24 protein-coding genes are annotated in these 26,693 nt (G+C 53.8%); 10 read left to right on the forward strand and 14 right to left on the reverse strand.

The window, feature by feature from the left end; all coding sequences use genetic code 11:
- Nucleotides 1-22 precede the first annotated feature (22 nt).
- The 6 genes from yidA to dnaA form a co-directional block, all read right to left on the reverse strand.
- Nucleotides 23-835, reverse strand: a complete 813-nt coding sequence (gene yidA, locus ACH1XZ_RS12320) for a sugar-phosphatase (RefSeq protein ID WP_202216901.1) — start codon at nucleotides 833-835, stop codon at nucleotides 23-25.
- A 121-nt stretch (nucleotides 836-956) separates the two neighbouring features.
- Nucleotides 957-1,358 (reverse strand): YidB family protein, encoded by a 402-nt coding sequence (locus ACH1XZ_RS12325; RefSeq protein ID WP_395595803.1) that lies wholly within the window; start codon nucleotides 1,356-1,358, stop codon nucleotides 957-959.
- Nucleotides 1,359-1,542: 184 nt separating this feature from the next.
- Entirely contained in the window at nucleotides 1,543-3,957 is a 2,415-nt protein-coding gene (gyrB, locus tag ACH1XZ_RS12330; protein ID WP_395595804.1) for a DNA topoisomerase (ATP-hydrolyzing) subunit B, read from the reverse strand.
- 28 nt (nucleotides 3,958-3,985) lie between these two features.
- Nucleotides 3,986-5,059 (reverse strand): DNA replication/repair protein RecF, encoded by a 1,074-nt coding sequence (recF, locus tag ACH1XZ_RS12335; RefSeq protein ID WP_270502217.1) that lies wholly within the window; start codon nucleotides 5,057-5,059, stop codon nucleotides 3,986-3,988.
- Nucleotides 5,059-6,159, reverse strand: a complete 1,101-nt coding sequence (gene dnaN, locus ACH1XZ_RS12340) for a DNA polymerase III subunit beta (RefSeq protein WP_035896448.1) — start codon at nucleotides 6,157-6,159, stop codon at nucleotides 5,059-5,061. The genes recF and dnaN overlap by 1 nt, the downstream gene beginning before the upstream one ends.
- 4 nt (nucleotides 6,160-6,163) lie before the next feature.
- Nucleotides 6,164-7,561, reverse strand: a complete 1,398-nt coding sequence (dnaA, locus tag ACH1XZ_RS12345) for a chromosomal replication initiator protein DnaA (protein ID WP_395595805.1) — start codon at nucleotides 7,559-7,561, stop codon at nucleotides 6,164-6,166.
- A gap of 776 nt (nucleotides 7,562-8,337) precedes the next feature.
- Here dnaA and rpmH point away from each other — a divergent pair.
- From rpmH to ACH1XZ_RS12375, 6 genes are all read left to right on the forward strand, one after another.
- Nucleotides 8,338-8,478, forward strand: coding sequence for a 50S ribosomal protein L34 (gene rpmH, locus ACH1XZ_RS12350; RefSeq protein ID WP_003849659.1), 141 nt, complete (start codon nucleotides 8,338-8,340; stop codon nucleotides 8,476-8,478).
- 17 nt (nucleotides 8,479-8,495) lie between these two features.
- Nucleotides 8,496-8,855 (forward strand): ribonuclease P protein component, encoded by a 360-nt coding sequence (gene rnpA, locus ACH1XZ_RS12355; protein ID WP_034881900.1) that lies wholly within the window; start codon nucleotides 8,496-8,498, stop codon nucleotides 8,853-8,855.
- Nucleotides 8,819-9,076 carry a membrane protein insertion efficiency factor YidD gene (gene yidD / locus ACH1XZ_RS12360; protein ID WP_395595806.1) on the forward strand — a complete coding sequence of 86 codons (258 nt, stop codon included), beginning with the start codon at nucleotides 8,819-8,821 and terminating at the stop codon, nucleotides 9,074-9,076. Before rnpA ends, yidD begins: the two co-directional genes overlap by 37 nt.
- 2 nt (nucleotides 9,077-9,078) lie before the next feature.
- Nucleotides 9,079-10,725: a membrane protein insertase YidC gene (gene yidC / locus ACH1XZ_RS12365; RefSeq protein ID WP_395595807.1), complete on the forward strand. Its 1,647-nt coding sequence runs from the start codon at nucleotides 9,079-9,081 to the stop codon at nucleotides 10,723-10,725.
- 141 nt (nucleotides 10,726-10,866) lie between these two features.
- Complete coding sequence (gene mnmE / locus ACH1XZ_RS12370; RefSeq protein WP_333497948.1) at nucleotides 10,867-12,231, forward strand: tRNA uridine-5-carboxymethylaminomethyl(34) synthesis GTPase MnmE; 1,365 nt, start codon at nucleotides 10,867-10,869, stop codon at nucleotides 12,229-12,231.
- A gap of 174 nt (nucleotides 12,232-12,405) precedes the next feature.
- On the forward strand, nucleotides 12,406-13,587 hold the full coding sequence (locus tag ACH1XZ_RS12375) for an MFS transporter (protein WP_395595808.1): 1,182 nt from the start codon (nucleotides 12,406-12,408) through the stop codon (nucleotides 13,585-13,587).
- Nucleotides 13,588-13,595: 8 nt separating this feature from the next.
- Here ACH1XZ_RS12375 and ACH1XZ_RS12380 read toward each other — a convergent pair whose 3' ends face one another.
- A complete protein-coding gene (locus ACH1XZ_RS12380; RefSeq protein WP_395595809.1) occupies nucleotides 13,596-14,651 on the reverse strand; it encodes a stealth family protein in 1,056 nt (351 codons plus the stop codon).
- Between the two features lie 388 nt (nucleotides 14,652-15,039).
- On the opposite strand from ACH1XZ_RS12380, the gene yidZ reads away from it, so the two are divergent.
- From yidZ to ACH1XZ_RS12400, 3 genes are all read left to right on the forward strand, one after another.
- Nucleotides 15,040-15,999: an HTH-type transcriptional regulator YidZ gene (yidZ, locus tag ACH1XZ_RS12390; RefSeq protein ID WP_395595810.1), complete on the forward strand. Its 960-nt coding sequence runs from the start codon at nucleotides 15,040-15,042 to the stop codon at nucleotides 15,997-15,999.
- 157 nt (nucleotides 16,000-16,156) lie between these two features.
- Entirely contained in the window at nucleotides 16,157-16,906 is a 750-nt protein-coding gene (locus ACH1XZ_RS12395) for a 4'-phosphopantetheinyl transferase family protein (protein WP_395595811.1), read from the forward strand.
- Nucleotides 16,907-16,946: 40 nt separating this feature from the next.
- The gene (locus ACH1XZ_RS12400) at nucleotides 16,947-17,513 is read left to right on the forward strand and encodes an NADPH-dependent FMN reductase (protein ID WP_123650965.1); all 567 of its coding nucleotides are present in this window, start codon (nucleotides 16,947-16,949) and stop codon (nucleotides 17,511-17,513) included.
- Between the two features lie 72 nt (nucleotides 17,514-17,585).
- On the opposite strand, the gene adeP is transcribed toward ACH1XZ_RS12400, so the two are convergent.
- Nucleotides 17,586-18,923 (reverse strand): adenine permease AdeP, encoded by a 1,338-nt coding sequence (gene adeP / locus ACH1XZ_RS12405; protein ID WP_395595812.1) that lies wholly within the window; start codon nucleotides 18,921-18,923, stop codon nucleotides 17,586-17,588.
- A gap of 169 nt (nucleotides 18,924-19,092) precedes the next feature.
- On the opposite strand from adeP, the gene yieH reads away from it, so the two are divergent.
- Complete coding sequence (gene yieH, locus ACH1XZ_RS12410; protein ID WP_395595813.1) at nucleotides 19,093-19,758, forward strand: 6-phosphogluconate phosphatase; 666 nt, start codon at nucleotides 19,093-19,095, stop codon at nucleotides 19,756-19,758.
- Nucleotides 19,759-19,872: 114 nt separating this feature from the next.
- On the opposite strand, the gene phoU is transcribed toward yieH, so the two are convergent.
- From phoU to glmS, 6 genes are all read right to left on the reverse strand, one after another.
- Nucleotides 19,873-20,598, reverse strand: coding sequence for a phosphate signaling complex protein PhoU (gene phoU, locus ACH1XZ_RS12415; protein WP_012907987.1), 726 nt, complete (start codon nucleotides 20,596-20,598; stop codon nucleotides 19,873-19,875).
- Between the two features lie 13 nt (nucleotides 20,599-20,611).
- Nucleotides 20,612-21,385, reverse strand: coding sequence for a phosphate ABC transporter ATP-binding protein PstB (gene pstB / locus ACH1XZ_RS12420; RefSeq protein WP_035893601.1), 774 nt, complete (start codon nucleotides 21,383-21,385; stop codon nucleotides 20,612-20,614).
- A 58-nt stretch (nucleotides 21,386-21,443) separates the two neighbouring features.
- Nucleotides 21,444-22,334 carry a phosphate ABC transporter permease PstA gene (gene pstA / locus ACH1XZ_RS12425; protein WP_035893603.1) on the reverse strand — a complete coding sequence of 297 codons (891 nt, stop codon included), beginning with the start codon at nucleotides 22,332-22,334 and terminating at the stop codon, nucleotides 21,444-21,446.
- On the reverse strand, nucleotides 22,334-23,293 hold the full coding sequence (pstC, locus tag ACH1XZ_RS12430) for a phosphate ABC transporter permease PstC (protein ID WP_395595814.1): 960 nt from the start codon (nucleotides 23,291-23,293) through the stop codon (nucleotides 22,334-22,336). Before pstC ends, pstA begins: the two co-directional genes overlap by 1 nt.
- Before the next feature lie 73 nt (nucleotides 23,294-23,366).
- The gene (pstS, locus tag ACH1XZ_RS12435) at nucleotides 23,367-24,407 is read right to left on the reverse strand and encodes a phosphate ABC transporter substrate-binding protein PstS (RefSeq protein WP_395595815.1); all 1,041 of its coding nucleotides are present in this window, start codon (nucleotides 24,405-24,407) and stop codon (nucleotides 23,367-23,369) included.
- A 297-nt stretch (nucleotides 24,408-24,704) separates the two neighbouring features.
- Complete coding sequence (gene glmS, locus ACH1XZ_RS12440) at nucleotides 24,705-26,534, reverse strand: glutamine--fructose-6-phosphate transaminase (isomerizing) (protein WP_395595816.1); 1,830 nt, start codon at nucleotides 26,532-26,534, stop codon at nucleotides 24,705-24,707.
- Between the last annotated feature and the right edge of the window lie 159 nt (nucleotides 26,535-26,693).

The raw sequence follows: 26,693 nt of genomic DNA on the forward strand, positions 1-26,693 counted from the left end.
ACAATGCCGGGCAACAGGAACATCAGGACAGGACGTACTTTTCAATCGCCCAGGCAACGCCGTCTTCCAGGTTTGATTTCGTGACGAAGTTCGCCACTTCTTTGACTGCTGGAATCGCGTTATCCATCGCCACGCCAACGCCAGCGTATTCAATCATCGCAATGTCATTTTCCTGGTCACCGATAGCCATCACCTCTTCGGCCTTGATGCCCAGCACGTCGGCCAGCGACTTCACGCCGGTGCCTTTGTTGACGCGCTTATCAAGGATTTCGAGGAAGTACGGCGAACTTTTCAGCACGGTGTACTTCTCTTTCACTTCCGGCGGGATACGGGCAATCGCTTTATCCAGAATGGCCGGTTCATCAATCATCATCACCTTGAGGAATTCAGTTGCCGGGTCCATTTTTTCGGCTTCGCAGAACACCAGCGGAATGGTGGCGACAAAGGATTCGTGCACCGTGTAGTAGCTGATATCGCGGTTCGCGGTGTACAGCGTGTTGCGGTCCAGCGCGTGGAAGTGGGAACCGACTTTGCGCGACAGTTCTTCCAGGAAGCGGTAATCGTCATAGTTCAGCGCGGTCTGTGCCACGGTACTGCCGTCGCCGGCTTTCTGCACCAGCGCGCCGTTATAGGTAATGCAGTAATCTCCCGGCTCGTTCATCCCCAGTTCTTTCAGGTAGCTGTGTACACCGGCGTACGGACGCCCGGTGGTCAGAACCACGTTTACCCCTTTAGCACGTGCTGCTTCCAGCGCGTTTTTTACCGCAGGAGAAATAGTGTGGTCCGGCAACAGCAATGTTCCGTCCATGTCGATTGCAATAAGTTTAATAGCCATGAGATCCCCAGGTTAGATGAGTCTGTTCTCATGCTAACTCGGTTTAGCTCAAAAAACAGTAGCCAGCCGCGCTTAAAACGGGGATACAACGCGTAAAGCGTGCTCCCCTTTTGCTGCATCGTTAACCGAAGAGTTTGCCGCCTTTCAGCAGATCCATGCCCGCTGACAGCAAATTGTTATGCGCCTGCGGGTCCACTTCGCCTTTTGGCGACAGCGCATCGACGATTTTCGGCAGGTATTCCGCCAGCATCGTTGAGGCGGAACTGGCATCGGTGCCGAGCTTTGCACCGAGATCGGCAACGGCTGGCGTGCCCAACGCCGAGACCACTTGGTCACTGCTAATAGATTGATTACTTTGTTGATTGCTTATCCAGGATGAAACAATGTCACCGAGTCCGCCGCTTTGCAGTTTCTCCAGCAGCGCCTGAATACCGCCCTGCTCGTTGACCCAGCTCAGGATAGCCTGATATTTACCCGCATCGCCGCTGAGCAGCGAGCCCACCACATCATCAAAAAGCCCCATTTTTCCACCTCGGAATGACGGTTAAGAGAAGACGTAGCAAAGTATAGTTCGTGGCTGACGGGCATAAAAAAACGCCTGAAAAAATTCAGGCGTTTTTTCTGTAGGCCTGATAAGCGTAGCGCCATCAGGCTCAATGCAGCACATTGCCGGATGGCGGCGTAAACGCCTTATCCGGCCTACAGCGTTAGATATCGATGTTCGCGGCTTTCAGGGCATTCTCTTCGATAAAGGCACGACGCGGCTCAACGGCATCACCCATCAGGGTGGTGAAGAGCTGGTCGGCGGCAATCGCATCTTTCACGGTCACGCGCAGCATACGGCGGCTGTCTGGGTCCATGGTGGTTTCCCACAGCTGATCCGGGTTCATTTCGCCCAGACCTTTATAACGCTGGATAGCCAGACCACGACGGGACTCTTTCACCAGCCAATCCAGCGCCTGTTCGAAGCTCGCTACCGGCTGACGGCGTTCGCCACGTTCAATGAACGCGTCTTCTTCCACCAGGCCGCGCAGCTTCTCGCCCAGCGTGAAGATACGACGGTACTCGCCACCGTTAACAAACTCGCTGTCCAGCACGTAGTCGGTATCCACGCCGTGGGTACGCACGCGGATAATCGGCTCGAAGTGCTGCTGTTCAACGTTGTGCTGAATATCAAACTTCCACTGGCTGCCGTGCTGTTCTTTTTCGTTCAGCTCGGTCACCAGCGCGTTGACCCAACGCGTCACTTTCTGTTCGTCGGACAGGTCTGCTTCCACCAGCGTAGGCTGATAGATAAGCTCTTTCAGCAGCGCTTTCGGGAAGCGGCGTTCCATACGGTTGATCATTTTCTGCGTCGCGTTGAACTCGGCAACCAATTTTTCCAGCGGCTCACCCGCTAACGCTGGCGCGCTGGCGTTGGTGTGCAGGGTTGCGCCATCAAGCGCGATGGAGATCTGATACTGATCCATCGCTTCGTCATCTTTGATGTACTGTTCCTGCTTGCCTTTCTTCACTTTGTACAGCGGTGGCTGTGCAATGTAGACGTGGCCGCGTTCAACGATTTCCGGCATCTGACGATAGAAGAAGGTCAACAGCAGCGTACGAATGTGCGAGCCGTCGACGTCCGCATCGGTCATGATGATGATGCTGTGATAACGCAGTTTGTCCGGGTTGTATTCGTCACGACCAATGCCGCAGCCCAGCGCGGTAATCAGCGTGGCCACTTCCTGAGAGGAGAGCATCTTGTCGAAGCGCGCTTTCTCAACGTTGAGGATTTTACCCTTCAGCGGCAGAATCGCCTGGTTCTTACGGTTACGCCCCTGCTTCGCAGAGCCGCCCGCGGAGTCCCCTTCCACGAGGTACAGTTCAGACAGTGCCGGGTCGCGTTCCTGACAGTCCGCCAGTTTGCCCGGCAGGCCGGCTAAGTCGAGCGCGCCTTTACGACGGGTCATTTCACGGGCTTTACGCGCCGCTTCACGTGCACGTGCTGCGTCGATAATTTTGCCTACCACGATTTTCGCGTCAGACGGATTTTCCAGCAGGTATTCCGCCAGCAGTTCGTTCATCTGCTGTTCTACCGCCGATTTCACCTCGGAGGAGACCAGTTTATCTTTGGTCTGTGAGGAGAACTTCGGATCCGGCACCTTCACGGAAACCACCGCAATCAGGCCTTCACGGGCATCATCACCGGTGGCGCTGACTTTGGCTTTTTTGCTGTAGCCTTCTTTGTCCATGTAGGCGTTCAGGGTACGGGTCATCGCCGCACGGAAGCCTGCAAGGTGAGTACCGCCATCACGCTGTGGAATGTTGTTGGTGAAGCAGTAGATATTTTCCTGGAAGCCGTCGTTCCACTGCAGCGCAACTTCAACGCCGATACCGTCTTTTTCGGTGGAGAAATAGAAGATATTTGGGTGAATTGGCGTTTTGTTCTTGTTGAGATACTCAACGAACGCCTTGATGCCGCCTTCGTAGTGGAAATGGTCTTCTTTGCCGTCACGCTTATCGCGCAGACGAATAGAGACGCCGGAGTTCAGGAACGACAGCTCGCGCAGACGTTTTGCCAGAATCTCGTACTCGAACTCGGTAACGTTGGTGAAGGTTTCGTAGCTCGGCCAGAAACGTACCATGGTACCGGTTTTTTCGGTATCGCCAGTGACGGCAAGCGGTGCCTGCGGCACGCCGTGCGCGTAAATCTGACGGTGAATTTTGTTATCGCGCTGGATAACCAGTTCCAGCTTCTGGGACAGGGCGTTAACCACGGAAACACCCACGCCGTGCAGACCGCCGGAGACTTTATAGGAGTTATCGTCGAACTTACCGCCTGCGTGCAGAACCGTCATGATGACTTCCGCAGCAGAAACGCCCTCTTCCGGGTGAATACCGGTTGGGATACCACGGCCGTCATCCTGTACGGATACGGAGTTATCGCTGTGGATCGTGACAACGATATCTTTGCAGTAACCAGCGAGCGCTTCGTCGATAGCGTTATCCACAACCTCAAATACCATGTGGTGCAGACCGGTGCCGTCATCCGTGTCGCCGATATACATACCCGGGCGCTTACGCACCGCATCCAGCCCTTTCAGGACTTTGATACTGGAGGAGTCATAAGAATTCGACATCAACGTTTCTCGCTCATTTAAACTTGGGTTAATCCGTTATTTTACCCTTTTCCACGTTAAACATCTTCGAATTTTCGTCCGACATGTCCAGAACGTGTTCAGCGCTGATCGCACTGACGAAAACCTGAGACTGTGTGGCTTTTAAACGGCTGGCCAGCAGGCCGCGCCGCGCGTCGTCAAGTTCCGAGGCAAAATCATCTATCAGGTACAGGCAGCGTCTTCCGCTTTCGCGAGTTAAAAACTCGCCCTGTGCCAGGCGTAGCGCGCACATCAGCAGTTTGAGCTGCCCGCGCGATAAGGTGTCTTCCACCGGCGCGCCGTCGGCGCGAATGCGGAAGTCCGCCTTGTGCGGGCCGTGTGCCGTGTAGGTCAGCATACGGTCGCGTTCGAAGTTTCTCTCCAGCACTTCGGCATAGTCAGTTTCTTTTTCCCAGCCGCGCTGGAAGGAGAAGGTCAGAGAGAACTCCGGGAGAAATTGTTTGCAGGTATCGGCCATATCTTCAGCGATACCGGCGCTGTATTCCGCGCGCCAGCGGCTGATTTGCTCGGCTAATGGGATGAGTTCCATATCCCACGGGCGCAGCTGCGCGTAGCGGCTCACCTGGCGCAGCGCGGCGTTGCGCTGCTTGAGCAACCGCTTCAGGTTACTCCAGGCGTTGAAGAATCCGGCTTCGTTGTGGAAGCATCCCCAATCAAGGAACGCTCTTCTATATTTGGGGCCGCCGTTGAGTAAAGTAAACCCCTCGGGCGTAATCAGCTGCATTGGCATCAGCAGCGCCAGTTCGGCCACTTTATGGCCGTCGGTGCCGTCGATACGCACCTTGCTGTCGCCCTGTTTGTCTTTAGTCAGGCCGATAGACGTTTCACGCTCCGCGCCCTGTAGGCGACCATGCAGGACAAATGATTCCTGCTCGTGGCGGATAACGCGGCCAATCTGCAAACTGCGAAAGGCCCGGCCATGACCGAGCGTATAGATGGCTTCCAGCACGCTGGTTTTGCCGCTGCCGTTGGCGCCAACCAGGAAGTTAAAGCCAGGGGATAAAGCAAGATCCGCGTTTTCGATATTGCGAAAATCGCGGATCAACAGGCGGGTGAGCGACATTACAGTCTCATTGGCATAACAACATAAGCAGCCGACTGTGATGCGGCATCTTCAATCTGTACGCTCGATACGGAATCGGTCAGCAGAATGCGCACGTTCTCGCACTTCAGCGCGTTCAGAACGTCCAGCACGTAGCTGACGTTAAAGCCGATTTCCAGCTCAGTGCCCGGATAGGAGACATCCAGAATTTCTTCGGCTTCTTCCTGCTCTGGGTTGTTGGCGGTGATTTTCAGCTGGTTTTCGCTGACAAACAGGCGCACGCCGCGGAATTTCTCGTTGGAGAGAATCGCCGCACGGGCAAAGGCCTGCTTGAGGATATCGCAGCCGGCTTCCAGATGTTTATCCGGGTTCTTCGGCAATACGCGGCGATAATCCGGGAAACGGCCATCAACCAGCTTGGAAGTGAAGATAAAGTCACCGACGTGCGCGCGGATGTTGTTGCTGCCGATTTGTACGCGCAGCGGCGTATCGCCACCGTCGAGCATACGCATCAGCTCAATCACGCCTTTACGCGGCACGATCACCGAATGGCTCGGCAGCGATTGCCCGATAGGCATGGAGCAGACCGCCAGACGGTGGCCGTCGGTCGCCACGGTACGCAGCTCTTCACCTTCGGTTTCGAACAGCATGCCGTTTAAGTAATAACGAACGTCCTGATGGGCCATCGAGAACTGGGTGGCTTCAATCAGGCGCTTCATGGTCGCCTGCGGCAGGGTGAATTCGACTTCGCTCTGCCAGTCGTCCAGGTTCGGGAAGTCGGCGGCAGGCAGCGTGGAGAGCGAGAAGCGGCTACGGCCAGAGCGCACCAGCATACGGTCGCCTTCCAGCTGTACAGCAATCTCGGCACCTTCCGGCAGGCCGCGGCAAATATCAAAGAATTTACGCGCCGGGACGGTAGTCGCGCCCGGTTCATGTGCCTGCAGCAGCGCCACACGCGCTACCATTTCCATTTCCAAATCGGTACCGGTCAGCGACAGCGTGCCGTCCGCGACCTGCAGCAACAGGTTACCCAGAATCGGCAATGTCGGACGCCCGCCTAGCGGGCCACTCACCTGTTGTAACGGTTTTAATAAATGTTCACGTTCTACGGTAAATTTCATAGGATCACGACGACAATGTTCTGATTAAATTGGAAAAGTCTTCTTTGATATCGTGGCTTTCTTCACGCAGCTGTTCAATCTTACGGCAGGCGTGCAGCACGGTGGTATGGTCACGGCCACCAAACGCATCGCCAATCTCCGGCAGACTGTGGTTGGTGAGTTCTTTCGCCAACGCCATCGCCATCTGGCGCGGACGCGCTACCGAACGAGAACGTCGTTTGGAGAGCAGGTCCGCCACTTTAATTTTGTAGTACTCCGCCACCGTCTTCTGAATATTGTCGATGGTGACCAGCTTTTCCTGCAGCGCTAACAGGTCGCGCAGCGCTTCGCGCACGAAATCGATGGTGATCGCCCGGCCGGTAAAGTTGGCGTTAGCGATAACGCGGTTCAGTGCCCCTTCAAGTTCACGCACGTTAGAGCGTAGACGCTTGGCAATGAAGAACGCCACCTCGCCAGGCAGACGAATATCGTTTTCGTCGGCTTTTTTCATCAGGATAGCGACGCGGGTCTCAAGCTCAGGCGGCTCAATGGCCACCGTCAGCCCCCAGCCGAAGCGGGATTTAAGACGATCTTCTACACCGTTGATCTCTTTCGGATAGCGATCCGAGGTGAGGATGATCTGCTGATTACCTTCCAGCAGGGCATTAAAGGTGTGGAAGAACTCTTCCTGAGAGCGCTCTTTGTTGGCGAAGAATTGAATATCATCGATCAGCAGGGCGTCCACCGAACGATAGTAGCGTTTAAACTCTTCGATCGCGTTGTTTTGCAGGGCTTTTACCATGTCCTGGACAAAGCGCTCGGAGTGCATATACACCACTTTCGCGTTCGGTTTACGGGCGATAATACCGTTGCCTACCGCGTGCAGCAGGTGCGTTTTACCGAGACCGGTGCCGCCATAGAGGAACAGCGGGTTATAAGCGCCGCCTGGGTTGTCTGCCACCTGACGCGCCGCCGCGCGGGCCAGCTGGTTCGACTTACCTTCCACGAAGTTATCAAAGGTGTGTTTAACGTTGACGTTTGAACGGTAAGAAGGCTCAGCGGGTGCTGGAACGTTGTCCCAGCCTGCACGTGGCGCAGGGGCAACGCGCGGGGCATGAACCTGGGCCATCTGCGCCGGGGCGCTGACGTTTGCCGTCTCTCGCAACGTTTGGGTAACGGGCTTGGTACCAACCTCAAAGCGCAACTGCGGGGCATCAGAGCCGCAGAAATCATTCAGCAGACCGTTGATGTTATTGAGGTATTTATCTCTTACCCAATCAAGTACAAAACGATTTGGCGCATACAGTGCCAGCGTGTTATCGCTTAGTTCCGCCTGCAATGGGCGGATCCACATGCTGAATTCTGTGGCTGGTAACTCATCCTGCAATCGGGCAAGACATTGCTGCCAAAGCGAAAGTGACACGGCGGACTCCACTCGAAAAAAGTCGATACACATCATCCTCCAGGCAAACCTGCAGGCTACCTCTGACGATCCTGCCGCCAGCAAAACTGAATACTGTCGGGGATTCATTCAGTTGCTGCATATGCGCAGCCCGAACAATGCTGTGTATAAGATTAAAAATTCGTGATTTTTGGCACACGTCGAAAAGACCCGATGCAAGCGGGTGACGCGCGAACCGCTATCTGCGGTTTTCAACCACCTCTTTCAGACACGGTGCTGAAATGACGCGGTTATTTTCCCCTTTTACGATCCACCGATCGCGATCGGGCCGAGGATCATAGCGTAAACTGCGCCAGAGATCTTCTGTTTCTCACAGATTCTTCCCGATTTATCCACAGGTGGATCCGGCAAGCGCTAAGTGTAAACGATCCCGACAAAGAGAAGGCACGATTTCCTTCGCATATTGGAAAAATTAATGACTAGCGACAAATTTCTGCTTAAATGATCTAACAAAGATCCAGGATGATCCTTGCGCTTTAATGGGCAGCCCGTATAATCCCCCACCCGGCGTGTTCTGCGCGAATTTTGGTGAAGGACGCTGCTCATTTACCGGGCGAAAAACTGCGGTGATACGTGGTTTTTTACGCGGTAAATAAGGAAAGAGAATTGACTCCGGAGTGTACAATTATTACAATCCGGCCTCTTTAATCACCCATGGCTTCGGTGTCCATCGTTCGATTTTCGTTCGGATATCCAATAAAGCCATTGAATTTATTCAAGTTTAGGTAGAAATCGCCATGAAACGCACTTTTCAACCGTCTGTACTGAAGCGCAACCGTTCTCACGGCTTCCGTGCTCGTATGGCTACTAAAAATGGTCGTCAGGTTCTGGCACGTCGTCGTGCTAAAGGCCGTTCTCGTCTGACCGTTTCTAAGTAATAAAGCTAACCCCTCGAGTGGTTAAGCTAGCATTTCCCAGGGAGTTACGTTTGTTAACTCCCACTCATTTCACATTCGTCTTCCAGCAGCCACAACGGGCTGGCACGCCGCAAATCACCATCCTCGGCCGCCTGAATTCGCTGGGGCATCCCCGTATCGGTCTCACCGTCGCCAAGAAAAACGTCAAACGCGCACATGAACGCAATCGGATTAAACGTCTGACGCGTGAAAGTTTCCGTTTACGTCAGCATGAACTCCCGCCTATGGATTTCGTGGTGGTGGCAAAGAGAGGGGTTGCCGACCTCGATAACCGTGCTCTCTCGGAAGCGTTGGAAAAATTATGGCGCCGCCATTGTCGTCTGGCTCGCGGGTCCTGATAGGCCTTATTCGGGTCTATCAGCGCCTGATTAGTCCGCTACTCGGGCCGCATTGCCGTTTCACACCAACCTGTTCTCAATACGGAATTGAGGCATTGCGCAGGTTTGGAGTGATAAAAGGCAGTTGGTTGACAGTGAAACGCGTATTAAAATGCCACCCTTTACACCCTGGTGGTGACGACCCCGTCCCGCCCGGACCATTTGATACCAGAGAACACTAACGATGGATTCGCAACGCAATCTTCTTATCATCGCTTTGTTGTTCGTGTCTTTCATGATCTGGCAAGCTTGGGAACAGGACAACAATCCTCAGACCCAGCAGCAGACCACGCAGACTACGACCACAGCAGCGGGTAGCGCCGCAGACCAGGGCGTACCGGCCAGTGGCCAAGGGAAACTGATCACGGTTAAAACTGATGTGCTTGAGCTGACTATCAACACTCGCGGTGGTGATATTGAGCAAGCGCTGCTTCCGGCTTACCCGAAAGCACTGAAATCTGACGAACCGTTCCAGTTACTGGAAACCACCCCACAGTTTGTCTATCAGGCACAAAGCGGCTTAACCGGTCGTGATGGCCCGGATAACCCGGCTAACGGCCCACGTCCGCTGTATAACGTCGATAAAGATGCGTTTGTGATGGCCGATGGCCAGAATGAAATCGTCATTCCACTGACCTATACCGATAAAGCAGGCAACGTCTTCACCAAAACCTTCACCCTGAAACGCGGTGATTATGCGGTGAACGTAAGCTATGACGTGAAGAACGCCGGCGAGAAACCGCTGGAAGTGTCTACCTTCGGTCAGCTGAAGCAGACGGCTAACCTGCCGTCTGACCGTAATACGCAGTCTGGCGGCCTGTCTACCATGCACACTTTCCGTGGCGCAGCGTATTCAACGTCTGACTCGAAATACGAAAAATATAAATTCGACACCATCGTTGATAACGAGAACCTGAACACCAACACCAAAAACGGTTGGGTTGCCATGCTGCAGCAGTACTTCACGACTGCATGGGTTCCTCAGAACAACGGTACCAATAACTTCTACACCGCTAACCTCGGTAACGGCGTAGTGGCTATCGGCTACAAATCTCAGCCAGTTCTGGTACAGCCAGGCCAGGCAGATAAACTGCAGAGCACCCTGTGGGTCGGCCCAGCAATTCAGGACAAAATGGCTGCCGTTGCGCCGCACCTGGATCTGACCGTTGACTATGGCTGGCTGTGGTTCATCTCTCAGCCGCTGTTCAAACTGCTGAAATGGATCCATAGCTTCCTGGGTAACTGGGGCTTCTCCATCATCGTTATCACCTTTATCGTTCGTGGCATCATGTACCCGCTGACCAAAGCGCAGTACACCTCCATGGCGAAGATGCGTATGCTGCAGCCTAAGATTCAGGCCATGCGTGAGCGTCTGGGCGACGACAAACAGCGTCAAAGCCAGGAAATGATGGCCCTGTATAAAGCGGAAAAAGTTAACCCTCTGGGTGGCTGCTTCCCGCTGATTATCCAGATGCCAATCTTCCTTGCGCTGTACTACATGCTGAGTGCCTCGGTTGAACTGCGTCATGCGCCGTTCATCCTGTGGATCCACGACCTGTCTGCACAAGACCCGTACTACATCCTGCCGATCATCATGGGCGCGACGATGTTCTTCATTCAGAAGATGTCTCCGACGACCGTGACCGACCCGATGCAGCAGAAGATCATGACCTTTATGCCGGTCATCTTCACGGTGTTCTTCCTGTGGTTCCCGTCTGGTCTGGTGGTGTACTACATCGTCAGCAACCTGGTCACCATCATTCAGCAGCAGCTGATTTACCGTGGTCTGGAAAAACGTGGCCTGCATAGCCGCGAGAAGAAAAAATCCTGATTCGGTGTAGGCCGGATAAGGCGAAGCCGCCATCCGGCTATGCGCGCCGCGCTGCCTGATGGCACTAACGCTTATCAGGCCTACAATCAAAAGGCGGTCATATGACCGCCTTTTTTTATTGCGATACAGTAGAGACAAACCATGAGCCAAAACGACACTATCGTCGCCCAGGCCACCCCACCGGGACGCGGTGGGGTGGGCATTCTGCGCATCTCCGGCCTGAAGGCGAGAGATGTCGCACAGGCGGTGCTGGGCAAGCTGCCTAAGCCACGCTACGCCGATTATCTGCCGTTCAAAGACAGCGACGGCAGCGCGCTGGATCAGGGCATTGCGCTGTGGTTCCCGGGTCCGAACTCATTCACCGGTGAAGACGTGCTGGAGCTTCAGGGCCACGGCGGCCCGGTGATCCTCGACCTGCTGCTAAAACGTATTCTGACGCTGCCGGGCGTGCGCATTGCCAACCCCGGCGAGTTTTCCGAGCGCGCGTTTTTAAACGATAAGCTCGACCTGGCGCAGGCAGAAGCCATTGCCGACCTGATCGACGCCAGCTCCGAGCAAGCAGCGCGCTCTGCGCTGAACTCGCTGCAGGGTGCTTTCTCAGCGCGTGTTAACCACCTTGTGGAAGCCCTCACCCACCTGCGCATTTACGTTGAGGCGGCTATCGACTTCCCTGACGAGGAGATAGATTTCCTCTCCGATGGCAAAATCGAAGCGCAGCTGAATGCCGTGATGGGCGATCTCGACGCTGTACGTGCCGAAGCGCGTCAGGGCAGCCTGCTGCGCGAAGGGATGAAGGTAGTGATTGCCGGTCGTCCGAACGCCGGGAAATCGAGCCTGTTGAACGCCCTGGCGGGCCGTGAAGCGGCTATTGTCACTGACATCGCTGGCACCACCCGCGACGTGCTGCGCGAGCATATTCACATTGACGGTATGCCACTGCATATTATCGATACCGCCGGTCTGCGCGACGCCAACGATGAAGTTGAACGTATCGGTATCGAGCGTGCCTGGCAGGAAATTGAGCAGGCCGACCGCGTGCTGTTTATGGTCGACGGCACCACCACCGACGCGACCGACCCCGCAGATATCTGGCCGGACTTTATCGCCCGTCTGCCAGCAAATCTGCCGATCACCGTAGTGCGAAACAAAGCCGATATCACCGGCGAGACGCTGGGGCTGAGTGAAGTAAATGGCCACTCACTTGTACGCCTCTCCGCGCGTACCGGCGAAGGTGTCGATGTGCTGCGTAACCATCTCAAACAGAGCATGGGTTTCGAAAACAACATGGAAGGCGGCTTCCTGGCGCGTCGTCGCCACCTGCAGGCGCTTTCCGACGCCGCCGAGCATCTTGAGCAGGGTAAAGCCCAGTTACTCGGTGCCTGGGCCGGAGAGCTGCTGGCAGAAGAGCTGCGCCTGGCGCAGCAGAGCCTGAGCGAGATAACCGGGGAATTTACCTCCGACGATCTGCTCGGTAGGATTTTCTCTAGCTTCTGTATTGGTAAGTAGTCTTGCCGGATGGCGGCTATGCCTTATCCGGCCTACGTAGCATGTAGGTCTGGTAAGCGTAGCGCCACCGGGCTACGCCAATTTTCCTCACAGGAAATCACAGTTGTCCAAATGGCAACTCGTGTCATCGCCCGCGCCCCATTATGCTGACGCCACATTTCTCGTGAGGTCGCCATGACACGCTTTCTTGTCTGCAGTTTTGCCCTGGTTTTGCTTTATCCCGCCGGTATCGATATGTATCTGGTTGGGTTGCCCCGCATCGCCGCTGATTTACAGGCCAGCGAAGCGCAGCTGCATATCGCGTTTTCGGTCTATCTGGCCGGAATGGCCACCGCGATGCTGTTCGCCGGGAAGGTGGCCGATCGGTCTGGCCGTAAGCCGGTCGCGATTACCGGTGCATTGATTTATATCGCCGCATCCACCCTCTGTTCGCTCGCAGAGAGCGGTACGCCGTTCCTGGTCGGTCGCTTTATTCAGGGCGTTGGGGCTGGCTGCTGCTACGTGGTGGCCTTCGCTATCCTGCGCGATACGCTCGACGATCGCCTGCGGGCCAAGGTGCTGTCGCTGCTTAATGGCATCACCTGTATCGTGCCGGTGCTTGCGCCGGTGATGGGGCATCTGATTATGCTCAGATATCCTTGGCAAAGCCTGTTCTACACGATGATCGGCATGGGCGTTGTGGTCTGCCTGCTGTCGGTATTTGTGCTGCGAGAATCACGCCCAACGACGATTTCCGCATCGGCAAACCACACACCAGGCACCGAGTCGCTGGTTAACCGTTTCTTCCTCAGCCGCCTGGCTATAACCACGCTGAGCGTGTCGGTGATCCTGACCTTTGTGAACACCTCTCCGGTGTTGCTGATGGAAGTGATGGGCTTCGACCGCGGCGAATATGCCACAACGATGGCGATGACCGCAGGGATCAGCATGGCGGTGTCTTTTTCGACGCCGTTTGCCCTGAGCCTGTTTAAGCCCCGCACCCTCATGCTGGCATCACAGGTGCTGTTCCTGGCGGCAGGTATTGTGCTGACTCTTGCCAGCACGCACGCGGTCACGCTCTTCGGGCTGACCTTAATCTGCGCTGGCTTCTCGGTAGGCTTTGGCGTTGCCATGAGCCAGGCGCTGGGGCCGTTCTCGATGCGCGCGGGGGTAGCCAGCTCTGTGCTAGGTATCGCGCAGGTCTGCGGTTCATCGCTGTGGATATGGCTATCAGCTGTTCTGGGTCTCAATGCATTGAATATGCTGATCGGGATTCTGATTGGCTGTAGCATCGTGTGCATATTGCTGATTATCTCCGTTGCCCCTCACCGGTCTGCAACAGCGCATGAAGAAGCCTCCCGCCAGCCTCAGTCTTAATTTGACAGCTATGCCGCTGCGTCTGCTGCCGGCATAGCTGCAAGTTCAAAGCTAGAGCGTGCGCCTAGTTTCAAATTGAGTGTGTTTGCGAGTTTGTCGCAAGCATTATGAAACGCGTCATCATCACTAAAACAATCGTTTAAGCATATCTGGGGCTTAGTTGATTTTAAATCAGCTATCGCGTTTAATAGCTGCTTGTCATCCCCTGACAAATGATAACAAACCCCCATTTCCTTTGGATTACAAGGATTAAACGTTCCCTTAGCTAACTGCCAATATCTGAATAGGTATTGGTTCAAACAGCACCCCTCTCTGAATTTAAATCTGGAAGTTCTATTCAACAGGTCGGTTATTTCCTTCATACTCCAGATTTCTTCAAAGGTTGATTTCAAAAATGGTTGTGGCAAATGCTTACCCAAAAAACCTTCAAACGATTTATTTTGTTTCAACTTTATGTTTTTTAAGATATAACGACCATAAATGTGGCTGTAATACTTCTTGATATTGTTCTTGATTACTAAGCGACGATTAAAAAACGTATTTATAACTGAGGCATTAGCAATTATCGTTGAGTTAAAAACAATATGTTCAATCGAGGTTGGACTTAGCCTGCTATCAATCATAAAATCATTTGGCAGATCGTTTTTAAAATAAAATTCAGGATCAATTTTTGAATTCAACATCATGTCATCATTAAAGAAAACGAATTTTTCGCTAAGACCTTTAATTTTATGAATATTAACTTCAATAGCCCGAGAACTAAACGTTGGTAGGCATGCTTCATCCATAATATCGCTATGCTTAACTATATTAATTTTATGATGATTGATGTTCAACCATTCAGGAACCTGACCACAGGTAACCAAATGTATTTTTCGCACCCATGGGGCATATTTTTCTACGCTACGAAACCAATATCTGAACATTCCCATGTCTCTGAATCTTGCTGGCTTCTGAGAGTTTTTATCAGCCCCAACGCTGATATTTTTATAATGTGAGTATGATTTCAGCCATGATGGATCGTTGGAATCCACCCACAAGACGACAAAGTCTATATCTGACATTTTTGAGCAACTCTTAGCGTAATAAGATATTATTATCATACACAATAAAAGAAGATTTGAATGCCGCAGGACTTTGTATATATAATGCATTAACTATTCATAAAACAAATGCATTCGAATTAAAATACCCGCAATTTCAGCGCTGATAGATGGTTTTACGTAATTACATAAATATATTTTATCGCTTTTTCACAAATTGCAATAAATTAATGTTTATCAACACAACAAAGAAGTAAAAAAGAATTTTTCTTAAAGTACACTAAATTACGGCTGCCCTTTCTTAGGGAAGAACATACTGTGTACTCACTCTTTTTACTGTTCGGAATTGTGATTGGTTGTAGCATACTGTTTATTATCTCAGTTGCTCCTAACCGGTCTGTGCCAACACATGAAGAAGTCCCTCACTAGTCTCGATCTTAACTTACTGCTCTGCCTGCAGCTCCTGATGCAGGAGCGCAGCGTGACGAAAACTGCCAAACGGATGAACGTCACGCCGTCGGCGGTGAGTAAGTCGCTGTCGAAGCTCAGAGCCTGGTTTGACGATCCACTCTTCGTGAATACGCCGCTCGGGCTCACGCCAACGCCGCTGATGCTTAACATGGAGCAAAACCTGGCCGAGTGGATGCAGATGAGCAATCAACTGCTGGATAAGCCGCACCATGAGATGCCTCGTGGGCTGAAGTTTGATCTGGTTGCCGAAACGCCGCTGGTGATGATCATGTTCAACGAACTCTCCAGCCAGATCTACCAGCGCTATCCGCAGGCGACGATCAAAGTGCGTAACTGGGACTATGATTCGCTGGATGCGATTATTCGCGGTGAGGTCGACATTGGCTTCACCGGGCGCGAAAGCCATCCCCGCTCACGCGAGCTGTTGAGCTTGCTGCCGCTGTCGATAGACTACGAGGTGCTGTTTACCGATCTTCCCTGGGTCTGGCTGCGTGAAGACCATCCTGCGCTTCAAGAAGAGTGGAATCTGGAAACGTTCTTGCGCTACCCGCATATCAGCATCTGCTGGGAGCAGAGCGATACCTGGGCGTTGGACGACGTACTGCAAGAAATGGGACGCGAGCGCGATATCGCCTTAAGCCTACCGGGCTTTGAACAGTCGCTATTTATGGCCGCCCAACCTGACCACCAGATGATTGCAACAGCACCGCGTTATTGCCAGCACTACAACCAACTACATAACCTGCCTTTAGTGGCCCGTCCGCTGCCTTTCGATGCCATTCAGCGGGAAAAATTGCAGGTGCCGTTTACCCTACTCTGGCATAAACGAAATAGTCACAACCCCAAAATTATTTGGCTCCGCGATACCCTCAAAGCCTTATATCTCGCTGTTTCCTGACTCATTATTCGTAAAAATAATACATTTCAGTTAAGGCGAAGTGTAAAAGTCTCGTAATACCCCTTTTCAATCGCATTTTTAGGCAGTAAAACCTGATCATAACTGGCGTAAATGTTACTCTCGCCATATCCACAGTCCATTAATCACGGAGCGAAAAATGGCGACGCATTTTGCAAGAGGGATCCTTAAAGACGGACATCTCCTATCAGTCAGGCTGTCATCCACCAGCCATAATATCGCGCGCCAGCTGCCGTCCCATCGACGGACCCGCTATCTGGCCTCACGCGCGCTGCTGGCTGAACTGCTGTTTATGCTGTATGGCATAGGCGAACTGCCTGAAATCGTGACTCAGGAAGAAGGTAAACCGCACTTTAAGGATAGCCATCTGCCTGATTTTTCTATCGCTTATGCTGGCAACATCGTCGGCGTTGCGCTGACCACCGAAGGCCAGTGCGGCCTCGATATGGAACTGCTGCGCACGCTGCGCAACACCCCGCAGGCCACGATGATGGAAAGCTACCGCTTTACCAGCAATGAGAATCTGTGGATCAATAATCAGAACGACCCACACGAAGCGCGCGCACAGCTCATCACGCTGCGTCAGAGCGTCCTCAAGTTGTCAGGTGAGGTTCACCACGACTCCCCACAAACGCTCCAGCTCCTGCCCGGCTCAGGCCGTCTGCGTTCAACGTTGACCGACCAGCTCGAAGTTATCTGCGATGCCGAGGATGTTCTGGTCTGGTCGCTGGCCGCTTCACCGTCTATCGACAAACTCAAGGTTTGGGAGTTTGATGGTAAGTACGGCTGGCGTAGCCTGCCTGATGCCCAAACCCGGGCCAACGAACCTTCGGCACGCCTGATGAGATTCACCAGCCTACCGGCAGAGAAAGCGCTTATACTCAACTGATTCGGCTGGATTTCAGCCGCTAAGATGGAAAGGAGTAGTCATGTCTGAAACATTGAACGTTGTTACGTTACTGGGAAGCCTGCGCAAAGGCTCATTCAACGGTATGGTGGCTCGCACTCTGCCTAAAATCGCCCCGGCGGGCATGAGCGTTTCCGCACTGCCGTCGATTGGCGATATCCCGCTGTATGACGCAGACCTTCAGCAGGAAGATGGTTTCCCGCAGAGCGTTGAAGCGCTGGCAGAACAGATTCGCCAGGCTGACGGCGTGGTCATCGTCACGCCAGAGTACAACTATTCCGTGCCGGGCGGCCTGAAGAACGCTATCGATTGGCTCTCTCGCTTACCGGATCAGCCGCTTTCCGGTAAACCGGTCCTGATTCAGACCAGTTCCATGGGCGCTATCGGCGGCGCGCGCTGCCAGTATCATCTGCGCCAGATTCTGGTGTTCCTCGATGCGATGGTGATGAACAAGCCGGAGTTTATGGGCGGCGTGATTCAGAATAAGGTCGACCCACAGCTGGGTGAAGTGATTGAACAGGGGACGTTGGATCATTTGACCGGTCAGTTGACCGCATTTGGCGAGTATATTCAGCGCGTTAAAGCGTAAACAAAATTACCCTCACCCCAGCCCTCTCCCATAGGGAGAGGGAGAAAACCAGCATGGTGAGGGTTTTCTTACTTAGTGTGCATCAATAAACACAATCTTCAGTACGAACAGCAGTGCGACAACAATCACACACGGGCTGAGGTCGCGGAAACGACCGGTACCGATTTTCATTACGCAGTAAGAGATAAAGCCCAGCGCGATACCTTCGGTGATTGAGAAGCTGAACGGCATCATCACGGCGGTAATAAACGCTGGAACAGCTTCGGTCAGGTCATCCCACTTCACGCGAGACAGGCTGGATGTCATCAGGACACCCACGTAAATCAGCGCGCCAGCAGCCGCGTAGCCTGGCACCATCCCCGCCAGCGGCGACAGGAAGATAACCAGCAGGAACAGCAGACCGACAACCACCGCCGTCAGACCGGTACGACCACCTACGGAGACACCGGAGGAAGACTCAATATACGCGGTGACGGAAGAAGTACCGATAAAGGAACCCGCAACCGAGGAGACGCTATCCACGAACAGCGCCTGCTTCATGCGTGGGAACTTACCTTTCGCGTCGGCCAGACCGGCTTTGTCGGTCACACCAATCAGCGTGCCGGAGGAGTCGAACAGGTTAACCAGCATGAAGGAGAAGATAACCCCCGCCAGACCCAGGTTGAAGGAGCCCGCCAGGTCAACGTGACCGACCACGGTGGTAATGCTCGGTGGCGCGGAAACGATGCCGCTGTAGTGCACATCACCCAGCATCCAGCCCAGCAGCGTGGTCACCACGATGGAGACCAGCACCGCAGCGTGAATGTTGCGAGAGGCCAGAATCGCAATGATAAAGAAGCCCAGCACGCCCAGCAGTACGCTGTGAGAAGTCAGGTTACCGATAGATACCAGGGTGTCCTGGTTCGCCACGATAACGCCGGCGTTTTTCAGGCCCATCATACCGATGAACAGACCGATACCGCTGGTGATACCCACACGCAGGCTCACCGGGATATTGGCAATCATCCAATAGCGCACGCGGAAAATCGTCAATAGCAGCAGACCGATAGCGCCCCAGAAGATGGCGCCCATACCCACCTGCCACGGCAGGCCCATTGCCTGCACCACCACGAACGCGAAGAAGGCGTTCAGACCCATCGCCGGAGCCAATGCCACCGGCAGGTTGGCGAATACGCCCATCAGGATACTGCCCAGCGCCGCAATCAAGCAGGTGGTGACGAACACCGCGCTGGTGTCCATGCCAGCGACACCAAGAATTTGCGGGTTAACGAAAACGATGTAGACCATCGTCAGGAAGGTCGTGAAACCGGCGATCACTTCGGTACGTGCCGTCGTGCCGTGCTCGCGCAGCTTAAACACGCGCTCCAGTATCCCCTGACCGGAAGCCGGGGTGGTGTGTTGTTGACTCATTATTAATTTCCGCAGACATGGAAGGAAAATTCGTCGCTATCCTATACCAAAATGCGACAATAGGCGCGGTTGCGAGATACTTTTTTTCATTGATTTTGCTTATACGGCAACGATTGCGTCTCTCAATTCGGCATTACGTAAACGTTAAACTTGTTAAAAAGGAAATGACATGTCCGGAGTTGAAGCGGTTTTTTTCGACTGTGACGGCACGCTGGTAGACAGCGAAGTGATCTGTTCACGGGCCTACGTCCATATGTTTAAAACATTTGGCATCACGCTCGATCTGGAAGAGATTTTTAAACGTTTCAAGGGCGTAAAGCTCTACGAGATTATCGACATCATCAACGATGAGCACGGTACCCATCTGGAAAAAGCCGAGCTAGAACCGGTTTACCGCGCCGAGGTCGCACGCCTGTTCGACACCGAGCTGGAAGTGATTTCCGGGGCGAATGCGTTACTCGATGCGGTTAGCGTGCCGATGTGCGTCGTATCGAACGGCCCGGTCAGCAAAATGCAGCATTCGCTGGGCAAGCTGGGGATGTTGCATCATTTCCCACAGAAGCTGTTCAGCGGCTATGACATCCAGCGCTGGAAGCCAGACCCGGCGCTGATGCACCACGCTGCAAAAGCGATGAACGTAGATGTGGAGAAGTGCATTCTGGTGGATGACTCTTCCGCTGGCGCGCAATCGGGGATTGATGCGGGCATGGAGGTGTTCTACTTCTGCGCCGACCCGCACAACAAACCGATCGTTCACCCGAAGGTGACGACGTTTACCGATCTGGCGGAACTACCTGCACTATGGAAAGCGCGCGGGTGGAACATCGTAGGTTAAACCGTAGGCCTGATAAGCGAAGCGCCATCAGGCAGCATTACGCAGAATGCCGGATGGCGGCGTAACGCCTTATCCGGCCTACTATAGCGACGCCGGGGGTGCCCGGCGGACCGCTTATTCCTTAGGATCTTTCCCTGCGAGCAGTTTATCCAGCTCATCACCACCGACGTGACGGAAGTCTTGTCCCTTCACAAAGTAGAAGATGTATTCGCAGATATTCTGGCAGCGGTCGCCGATACGCTCGATAGAGCGCGCACAGAACAGCGCGGTCAACACGCTTGGAATGGTGCGCGAGTCTTCCATCATGTAGGTCATCAACTGACGCACGATGCCTTCATATTCCTGGTCAACTTTCTTGTCTTCACGGTAGATACGCACCGCTTCGTCAAGATCCATACGCGCAAACGCGTCCAGCACGTCATGCAGCATCTGCACGGTGTGGCGGCCCAGCGACTCCAGGCTCACCAGCAGCGGTTGGTGCTGTTGGGAGAATTTCTCCAGCGCAGTGCGGCAGATTTTATCCGCCACGTCACCAATACGTTCCAGCTCGGCGATGGTTTTGATAATCGCCATCACCAGACGTAGGTCGCTCGCCGTTGGCTGGCGCTTGGCAATGATGCGCACGCAGGCTTCATCAATCGCCACTTCCATCATGTTGACGTGTTTATCACCGTCGATGACGCGCTTCGCCAGTTCGCTATCCTGGTTGTGCATAGCGGTAATCGCATCAGAAAGCTGCTGCTCTACCATGCCGCCCATGGTCATCACCTGGGTGCGGATGCTTTCCAGTTCTGCGTTGAACTGGCCGGAAATATGTTTATTAAGGTTTAAATTATCCACAGTTCTCTCCCGATCAACCGTAGCGGCCAGTAATGTAGTCTTCGGTTTGTTTCTTCGCAGGCTTGGTGAACAGATCGTCCGTGTTACTGAACTCAATCAACTCGCCCAGGTACATAAACGCCGTGTGGTCGGAGCAACGTGCAGCCTGCTGCATGTTGTGGGTCACGATAACGACGGTGTAATCCTCTTTCAGCTCGGTGATCAGCTCTTCGATACGCCCGGTAGAGATTGGGTCTAGCGCTGAACACGGCTCATCCAGCAGCAGAACTTCCGGGCGAATCGCGATACCGCGCGCGATGCACAGACGCTGCTGCTGACCACCGGAGAGAGAGTACCCGCTCTGGTGCAGTTTATCCTTGGTTTCGTTCCATAATGCGGCCTTGGTCAACGCCCACTGCACGCGTTCGTCCATGTCGGTACGCGACAGCTTTTCAAACAGGCGCACGCCGAAGGCGATGTTGTCATAGATAGACATCGGGAATGGCGTTGGCTTCTGGAAAACCATACCCACTTTCGCACGCAGCAGGGCGATATCCTGGGTATTGGTGAGAATATTGTCGCCATCCAGCAGAATTTCGCCTTCTGCGCGCTGCTCCGGGTACAGTTCAAACATCTTGTTGAAGGTACGCAGCAGCGTCGATTTACCGCAGCCTGACGGGCCGATAAACGCCGTTACCTGGTTTTTGGCGATATCCAGGTTGATGTTCTTCAGGGCATGGAATTTGCCGTAGTAGAAGTTCAGGTCACGTACTGAAATTTTACCCGGAGTTGTGTTCACCATACTCATCTCAATCACTTCCTCATCATGCCTGATGGCGCTTCGCTTATCAGGCAAGGTATTAAAATTAACCGTGTTTCTTCTTCGCGAAAATAACGCGCGCCAGAATGTTCAGCAGCAATACGCACAGCGTGATAATCAACACACCGGCCCAGGCCAGTTGCTGCCACTCAGCAAACGGGCTCATCGCAAATTTAAAGATGGTCACTGGCAGGTTGGCGATTGGCTGCATCATGTCGGTGCTCCAGAACTGGTTGGAGAGCGCCGTAAACAGCAGCGGAGCCGTTTCACCGGCGATACGCGCAATAGCCAGCAGGATACCGGTCATAATCCCGGAGATAGACGCTTTCAGCGTAATCGCGGAGATCATTCGCCATTTCGGCGTACCCAGCGCGTAGGCTGCTTCACGCAGGCTATCCGGCACCAATTTGAGCATGTTCTCAGTGGTACGAATCACGATAGGCACCTGCAGCAGCGCCAGCGCAATCACGCCCGCCCAGCCGGAGAAGTGCTGCATCTGCGCCACCACGATGGTGTAGACGAACAGGCCTACAACGATGGACGGCGCGGAGAGCAAAATATCGTTAATAAAACGGATAACCTCAGCAAGCCAGGACTTGCGGCCGTACTCCGCCAGGTAGATACCCGCCATAATGCCCAGTGGGGTACCGATAACGGTCGACCACAGGATCAGCAGGCCGCTGCCCGCCAGGGCGTTAGCCAGACCACCGCCCGCCGTGTTTGGCGGCGGCGTCATTTCAGTAAACAGCGCCAGCGACATACCGTCGATGCCGCGGGTCACGGTGGACATCAGGATCCACACCAGCCAGAACAGGCCGAAAATCATGGTGGCCATCGACAGCGTCAGCGCAATGCGGTTCTTCATGCGGCGGCGTGCCTGCATCTTGCGGCGAGACTCTGCCAGCGCGGCGGTGCTTTGCATTTCCAGCGTCGTCATTAGCGTGCCCCCTCGTTTTTAGCCAGGCGCATAATCATAAACTTCGATGCAGCCAGCACGATAAAGGTAATCGCAAACAGGATAAGCCCCAGCTCCATCAGCGCAGAGACATGCAGACCCGACTCCGCTTCAGCGAATTCGTTCGCCAGCGCGGAGGTAATGCTGTTGCCCGGCATATACAGCGAAACGCTGTCGAGCTGGTAGGTGTTACCGATGATAAAGGTCACCGCCATGGTTTCACCCAGCGCGCGGCCCAGGCCGAGCATCACGCCGCCTATGACCCCGTTTTTGGTGAACGGCAGAACGATACGCCAGATAACTTCCCAGGTGGTGCAGCCGATGCCGTAGGCCGACTCTTTCATCATCACCGGAGTTTGTTCAAACACATCACGCATTACGGCGGAGATATACGGGATTATCATGATGGCGAGAATAACCCCTGCCGCCAGGATACCGATACCAAACGCCGGGCCGGAGAACAACGCACCGACAAACGGGATGTTAGAAAGGATATTGCCGACGGGCTCCTGGAAGTAGGTCGCGAACAGCGGAGCAAAGATAAACAGGCCCCACATACCGTAAACAATGCTGGGAATCGCCGCCAGCAGTTCAATCGCGATACCTAATGGGCGTTTGAGCCAGTTAGGTGCCAGTTCAGTCAGGAAGAGTGCGATACCGAAGCTCACCGGAACGGCGATCAGCAGCGCGATAAAGGAGGTCACGAGCGTACCGTAAATGGGTACCAGCGCACCGTAGATATCGTTAGGCGCATCCCACTCTTTGGTCCACAGGAAGGCGAAGCCGAACTTCTCCATACTTGGCCATGAAGAGATGATAAGAGAGACGATAATCCCGCCCAACATCAATAGCACAATCAGCGCAGCCAGTCTTACCAGCGCGCTGAATATCATGTCACCCTTTTTACCCGGAGGGTTAAAAGCAGGCTTAGTTGCAGCCATAAATCACTCTTTCCAGTTTAAAATCCGCCACGACATTTACACGTTGCCCGGCGTTTCCGCCGGGCTACCGTAATCAGTACAGCGCTTTACCGCTGCTGTCTTTTACGTTGGTCTTCCATGCAGCACGAACCTGCTCAACCACGCTCTCTGGCAGAGTGGCGTAATCAAGCTCGTTAGCCTGTTTGCCGCCGTTTTTGTACGCCCAGTCAAAGAACTTCAGCACTTCAGCACCTTGCTCAGGTTTCTTCTGCTCTTTGTGTACCAGGATGAAGGTGGTAGAGGTAATCGGCCACGCGTTGTCACCTTTCTGGTTAGTCAGGTCCTGCGCGAAGGATTTGCTCCAATCAACGCCTTTAGCGGCGTTAGCAAAGTTATCTTCAGTTGGGCTAACCGGCTTGCCATCAGCAGAAATCAGTTTGGTGTAAGCCAGGTTGTTCTGCTTAGCGTAAGCATATTCAACGTAGCCGATGGAACCTGGCAGACGCTGTACGAATGCAGCGATACCGTCGTTACCTTTACCGCCCAGGCCGGTCGGCCAGTTTACGGTAGAGCCCGCGCCAATTTTGGATTTCCACTCTTCGTTCACTTTAGACAGGTAGCTGGTGAACACGAAGGAGGTACCGGAACCATCAGCACGACGCACAACGGCGATGTTCTGAGAAGGCAGCTTAACGCCTGGGTTCAGTTTGGTGATGGCTTCATCATCCCACTTCTTGATTTTACCCAGGTAGATGTCACCCAGGGTTTTACCGTCAAGCACCAGCTCGCCGGATTTCAGGCCAGGGATGTTAACAGCCAGAACCACACCGCCGATTACGGTCGGGAACTGGAACAGGCCTTCCTGAGCCAGTTTGTCGTCAGACAACGGCGCATCTGATGCGCCGAAATCAACGGTGTTAGCAGTAATTTGTTTTACGCCACCGGAGGAGCCGATACCCTGGTAGTTTACTTTGCTACCGGTCTCTTTCTGATAGGTATCTGCCCATTTGGCATACACTGGCGCCGGGAAGGTTGCACCAGCACCCGTCAGGCTTGCTGCTGCGAATGCAGAGAAAGCGCTCATCGATAAGGTCGCGGCGACAACAGTTGCGACAGTGGTACGCATAACTTTCATAATGTCTCCTGCAAGAATCCGTAAATGATTGTTTAGTGGCTACGAGGAGCAAAATAGGACAAACAGGTGACAGTTATATGTAAGGTTTATTACAGTTTAATGACAACGAAAACCATGCGAAAAACAATATTATTAAACCACTATAAATCAGCGAGTTATAAAAATAATTTACAATGAAATTACAGTGAAATTTTCTTTTTATGACAACCCAAAAATCATGCTTTATGACAGTTTATGAAGATAAAAAAAATCCGGCTGCGCCTGAGGGCAGAGCCGGATCGTTTTGACTAAACGTACTTATTCGACGGTAACCGACTTCGCGAGGTTACGCGGCTGATCCACATCGGTGCCTTTGATCAGCGCCACATGGTAAGCCAACAACTGCAGCGGCACGGTGTAGAAGATAGGTGCAATCACCTCTTCCACATGCGGCATCTCGATGATGTGCATGTTGTCGCTGTTACTGAACGCCGCATCACGATCGGCAAACACATACAGCTCACCGCCGCGCGCGCGTACCTCTTCAATGTTGGACTTCAGTTTTTCTAGCAGTTCGTTATTCGGCGCGACCACGATAACCGGCATATCTGCGTCGATAAGCGCCAGCGGGCCGTGCTTCAGCTCGCCTGCGGCATACGCTTCCGCATGAATGTAGGAGATCTCTTTGAGCTTCAGCGCACCTTCCAGCGCGATCGGGTACTGATCGCCACGGCCAAGGAACAGCGCGTGATGCTTGTCAGAGAAATCTTCTGCCAGCGCTTCAATGCGTTTGTCCTGCGACAGCATCTGCTCAATGCGGCTTGGCAGTGCCTGCAGCGCATGAACAATCTCATGCTCTACGGACGCATCAGCTCCTTTCAGGCGCGCCATCTTCGCCACCAACATCAGCAGAACCGTCAACTGAGTGGTAAACGCTTTGGTGGACGCCACGCCAATTTCCGCCCCGGCGTTGGTCATAATCGCCAGATCGGACTCACGCACCAGCGACGAACCGGCGACGTTACAAATCGCCAGCGAGCCCAGATAACCCAGCTCTTTGGTGAGGCGCAGGCCAGCCAGCGTGTCGGCGGTTTCGCCAGACTGCGACAGGGTGATGACCAGGCTGTTCGGACGCACGGCCGATTTGCGATAGCGGAACTCCGAGGCAATTTCGACGTCGCACGGCATGCCAGCCAGTGATTCAAACCAGTAGCGCGCGACCATCCCGGAGTTATAGGAGGTGCCGCAGGCGATAATCTGGATATGCTCAACACGAGATAGCAGCGCGTCGGCCTGTGGGCCCAGCTCGCTGAGGTCCACTTCGCCGTGGCTGATACGCCCGGTTAAGGTGTTTTTGATGGCGTTCGGCTGTTCGTAGATCTCTTTCTGCATATAGTGACGATAAATACCTTTATCGCCCGCATCGTATTGCAGATTAGATTCGATCTCCTGACGATTCACGCTGGCACCGGACTTATCAAAGACCGCGACCGAACGGCGCGTTACTTCGGCGATATCGCCCTCTTCGAGGAAGATAAAGCGACGGGTGACCGGCAGCAGCGCCAGTTGATCAGAAGCGATAAAGTTCTCGCCCATGCCGAGGCCGATAACCAGCGGGCTACCGGAACGCGCGGCCAGCAGCGTGCTTGGGTCGCGGGAGTCCATAATCACCGTGCCGTAGGCACCGCGAAGTTGCGGGATAGCGCGCAGCACCGCTTCACGCAGCGTACCGCCCTGTTCCATCTCCCAGTGCACTAAGTGAGCGATCACTTCGGTGTCGGTCGCTGAAACAAAAACATAGCCACGCGCCTGCAGCATTTCGCGCAGCGGTTCGTGGTTTTCGATGATGCCGTTATGCACCACCGCAATGTGGTCAGAAACATGCGGATGCGCGTTGCCTTCCGACGGTTCGCCGTGGGTTGCCCAGCGGGTGTGAGCAATACCCGTGCCGCCCACCAGCGGGTGTTCTTCCGCGGCTTTGGACAGCATCTGGACTTTCCCCAAACGACGTAGGCGGGTCATATGACCTTCTGCGTCTACCACGGCCAGACCCGCAGAGTCATAACCACGGTATTCCAGGCGACGGAGACCTTCGAGAAGGATTTCAGCTACATCACGTTGCGCGACTGCGCCAACAATTCCACACATAGTTTTCTATTCCGATTTTGGCGTTATGCCATGCGTTGTCGGTCAACCTGTTGCCCGTATTCCGGGCGCCCCGAGCCTTGTAGAGAGTGGGGTTATTTTTATAGGTACTGCTTTTTGGGCGGGAGATTATGTTATCTCCTCACCCTTGTCTGCCTGATG

Source organism: Kluyvera chengduensis (assembly GCF_044197065.1).
GTDB classification, from domain to species: Bacteria; Pseudomonadota; Gammaproteobacteria; order Enterobacterales; family Enterobacteriaceae; genus Kluyvera; species Kluyvera ascorbata_C.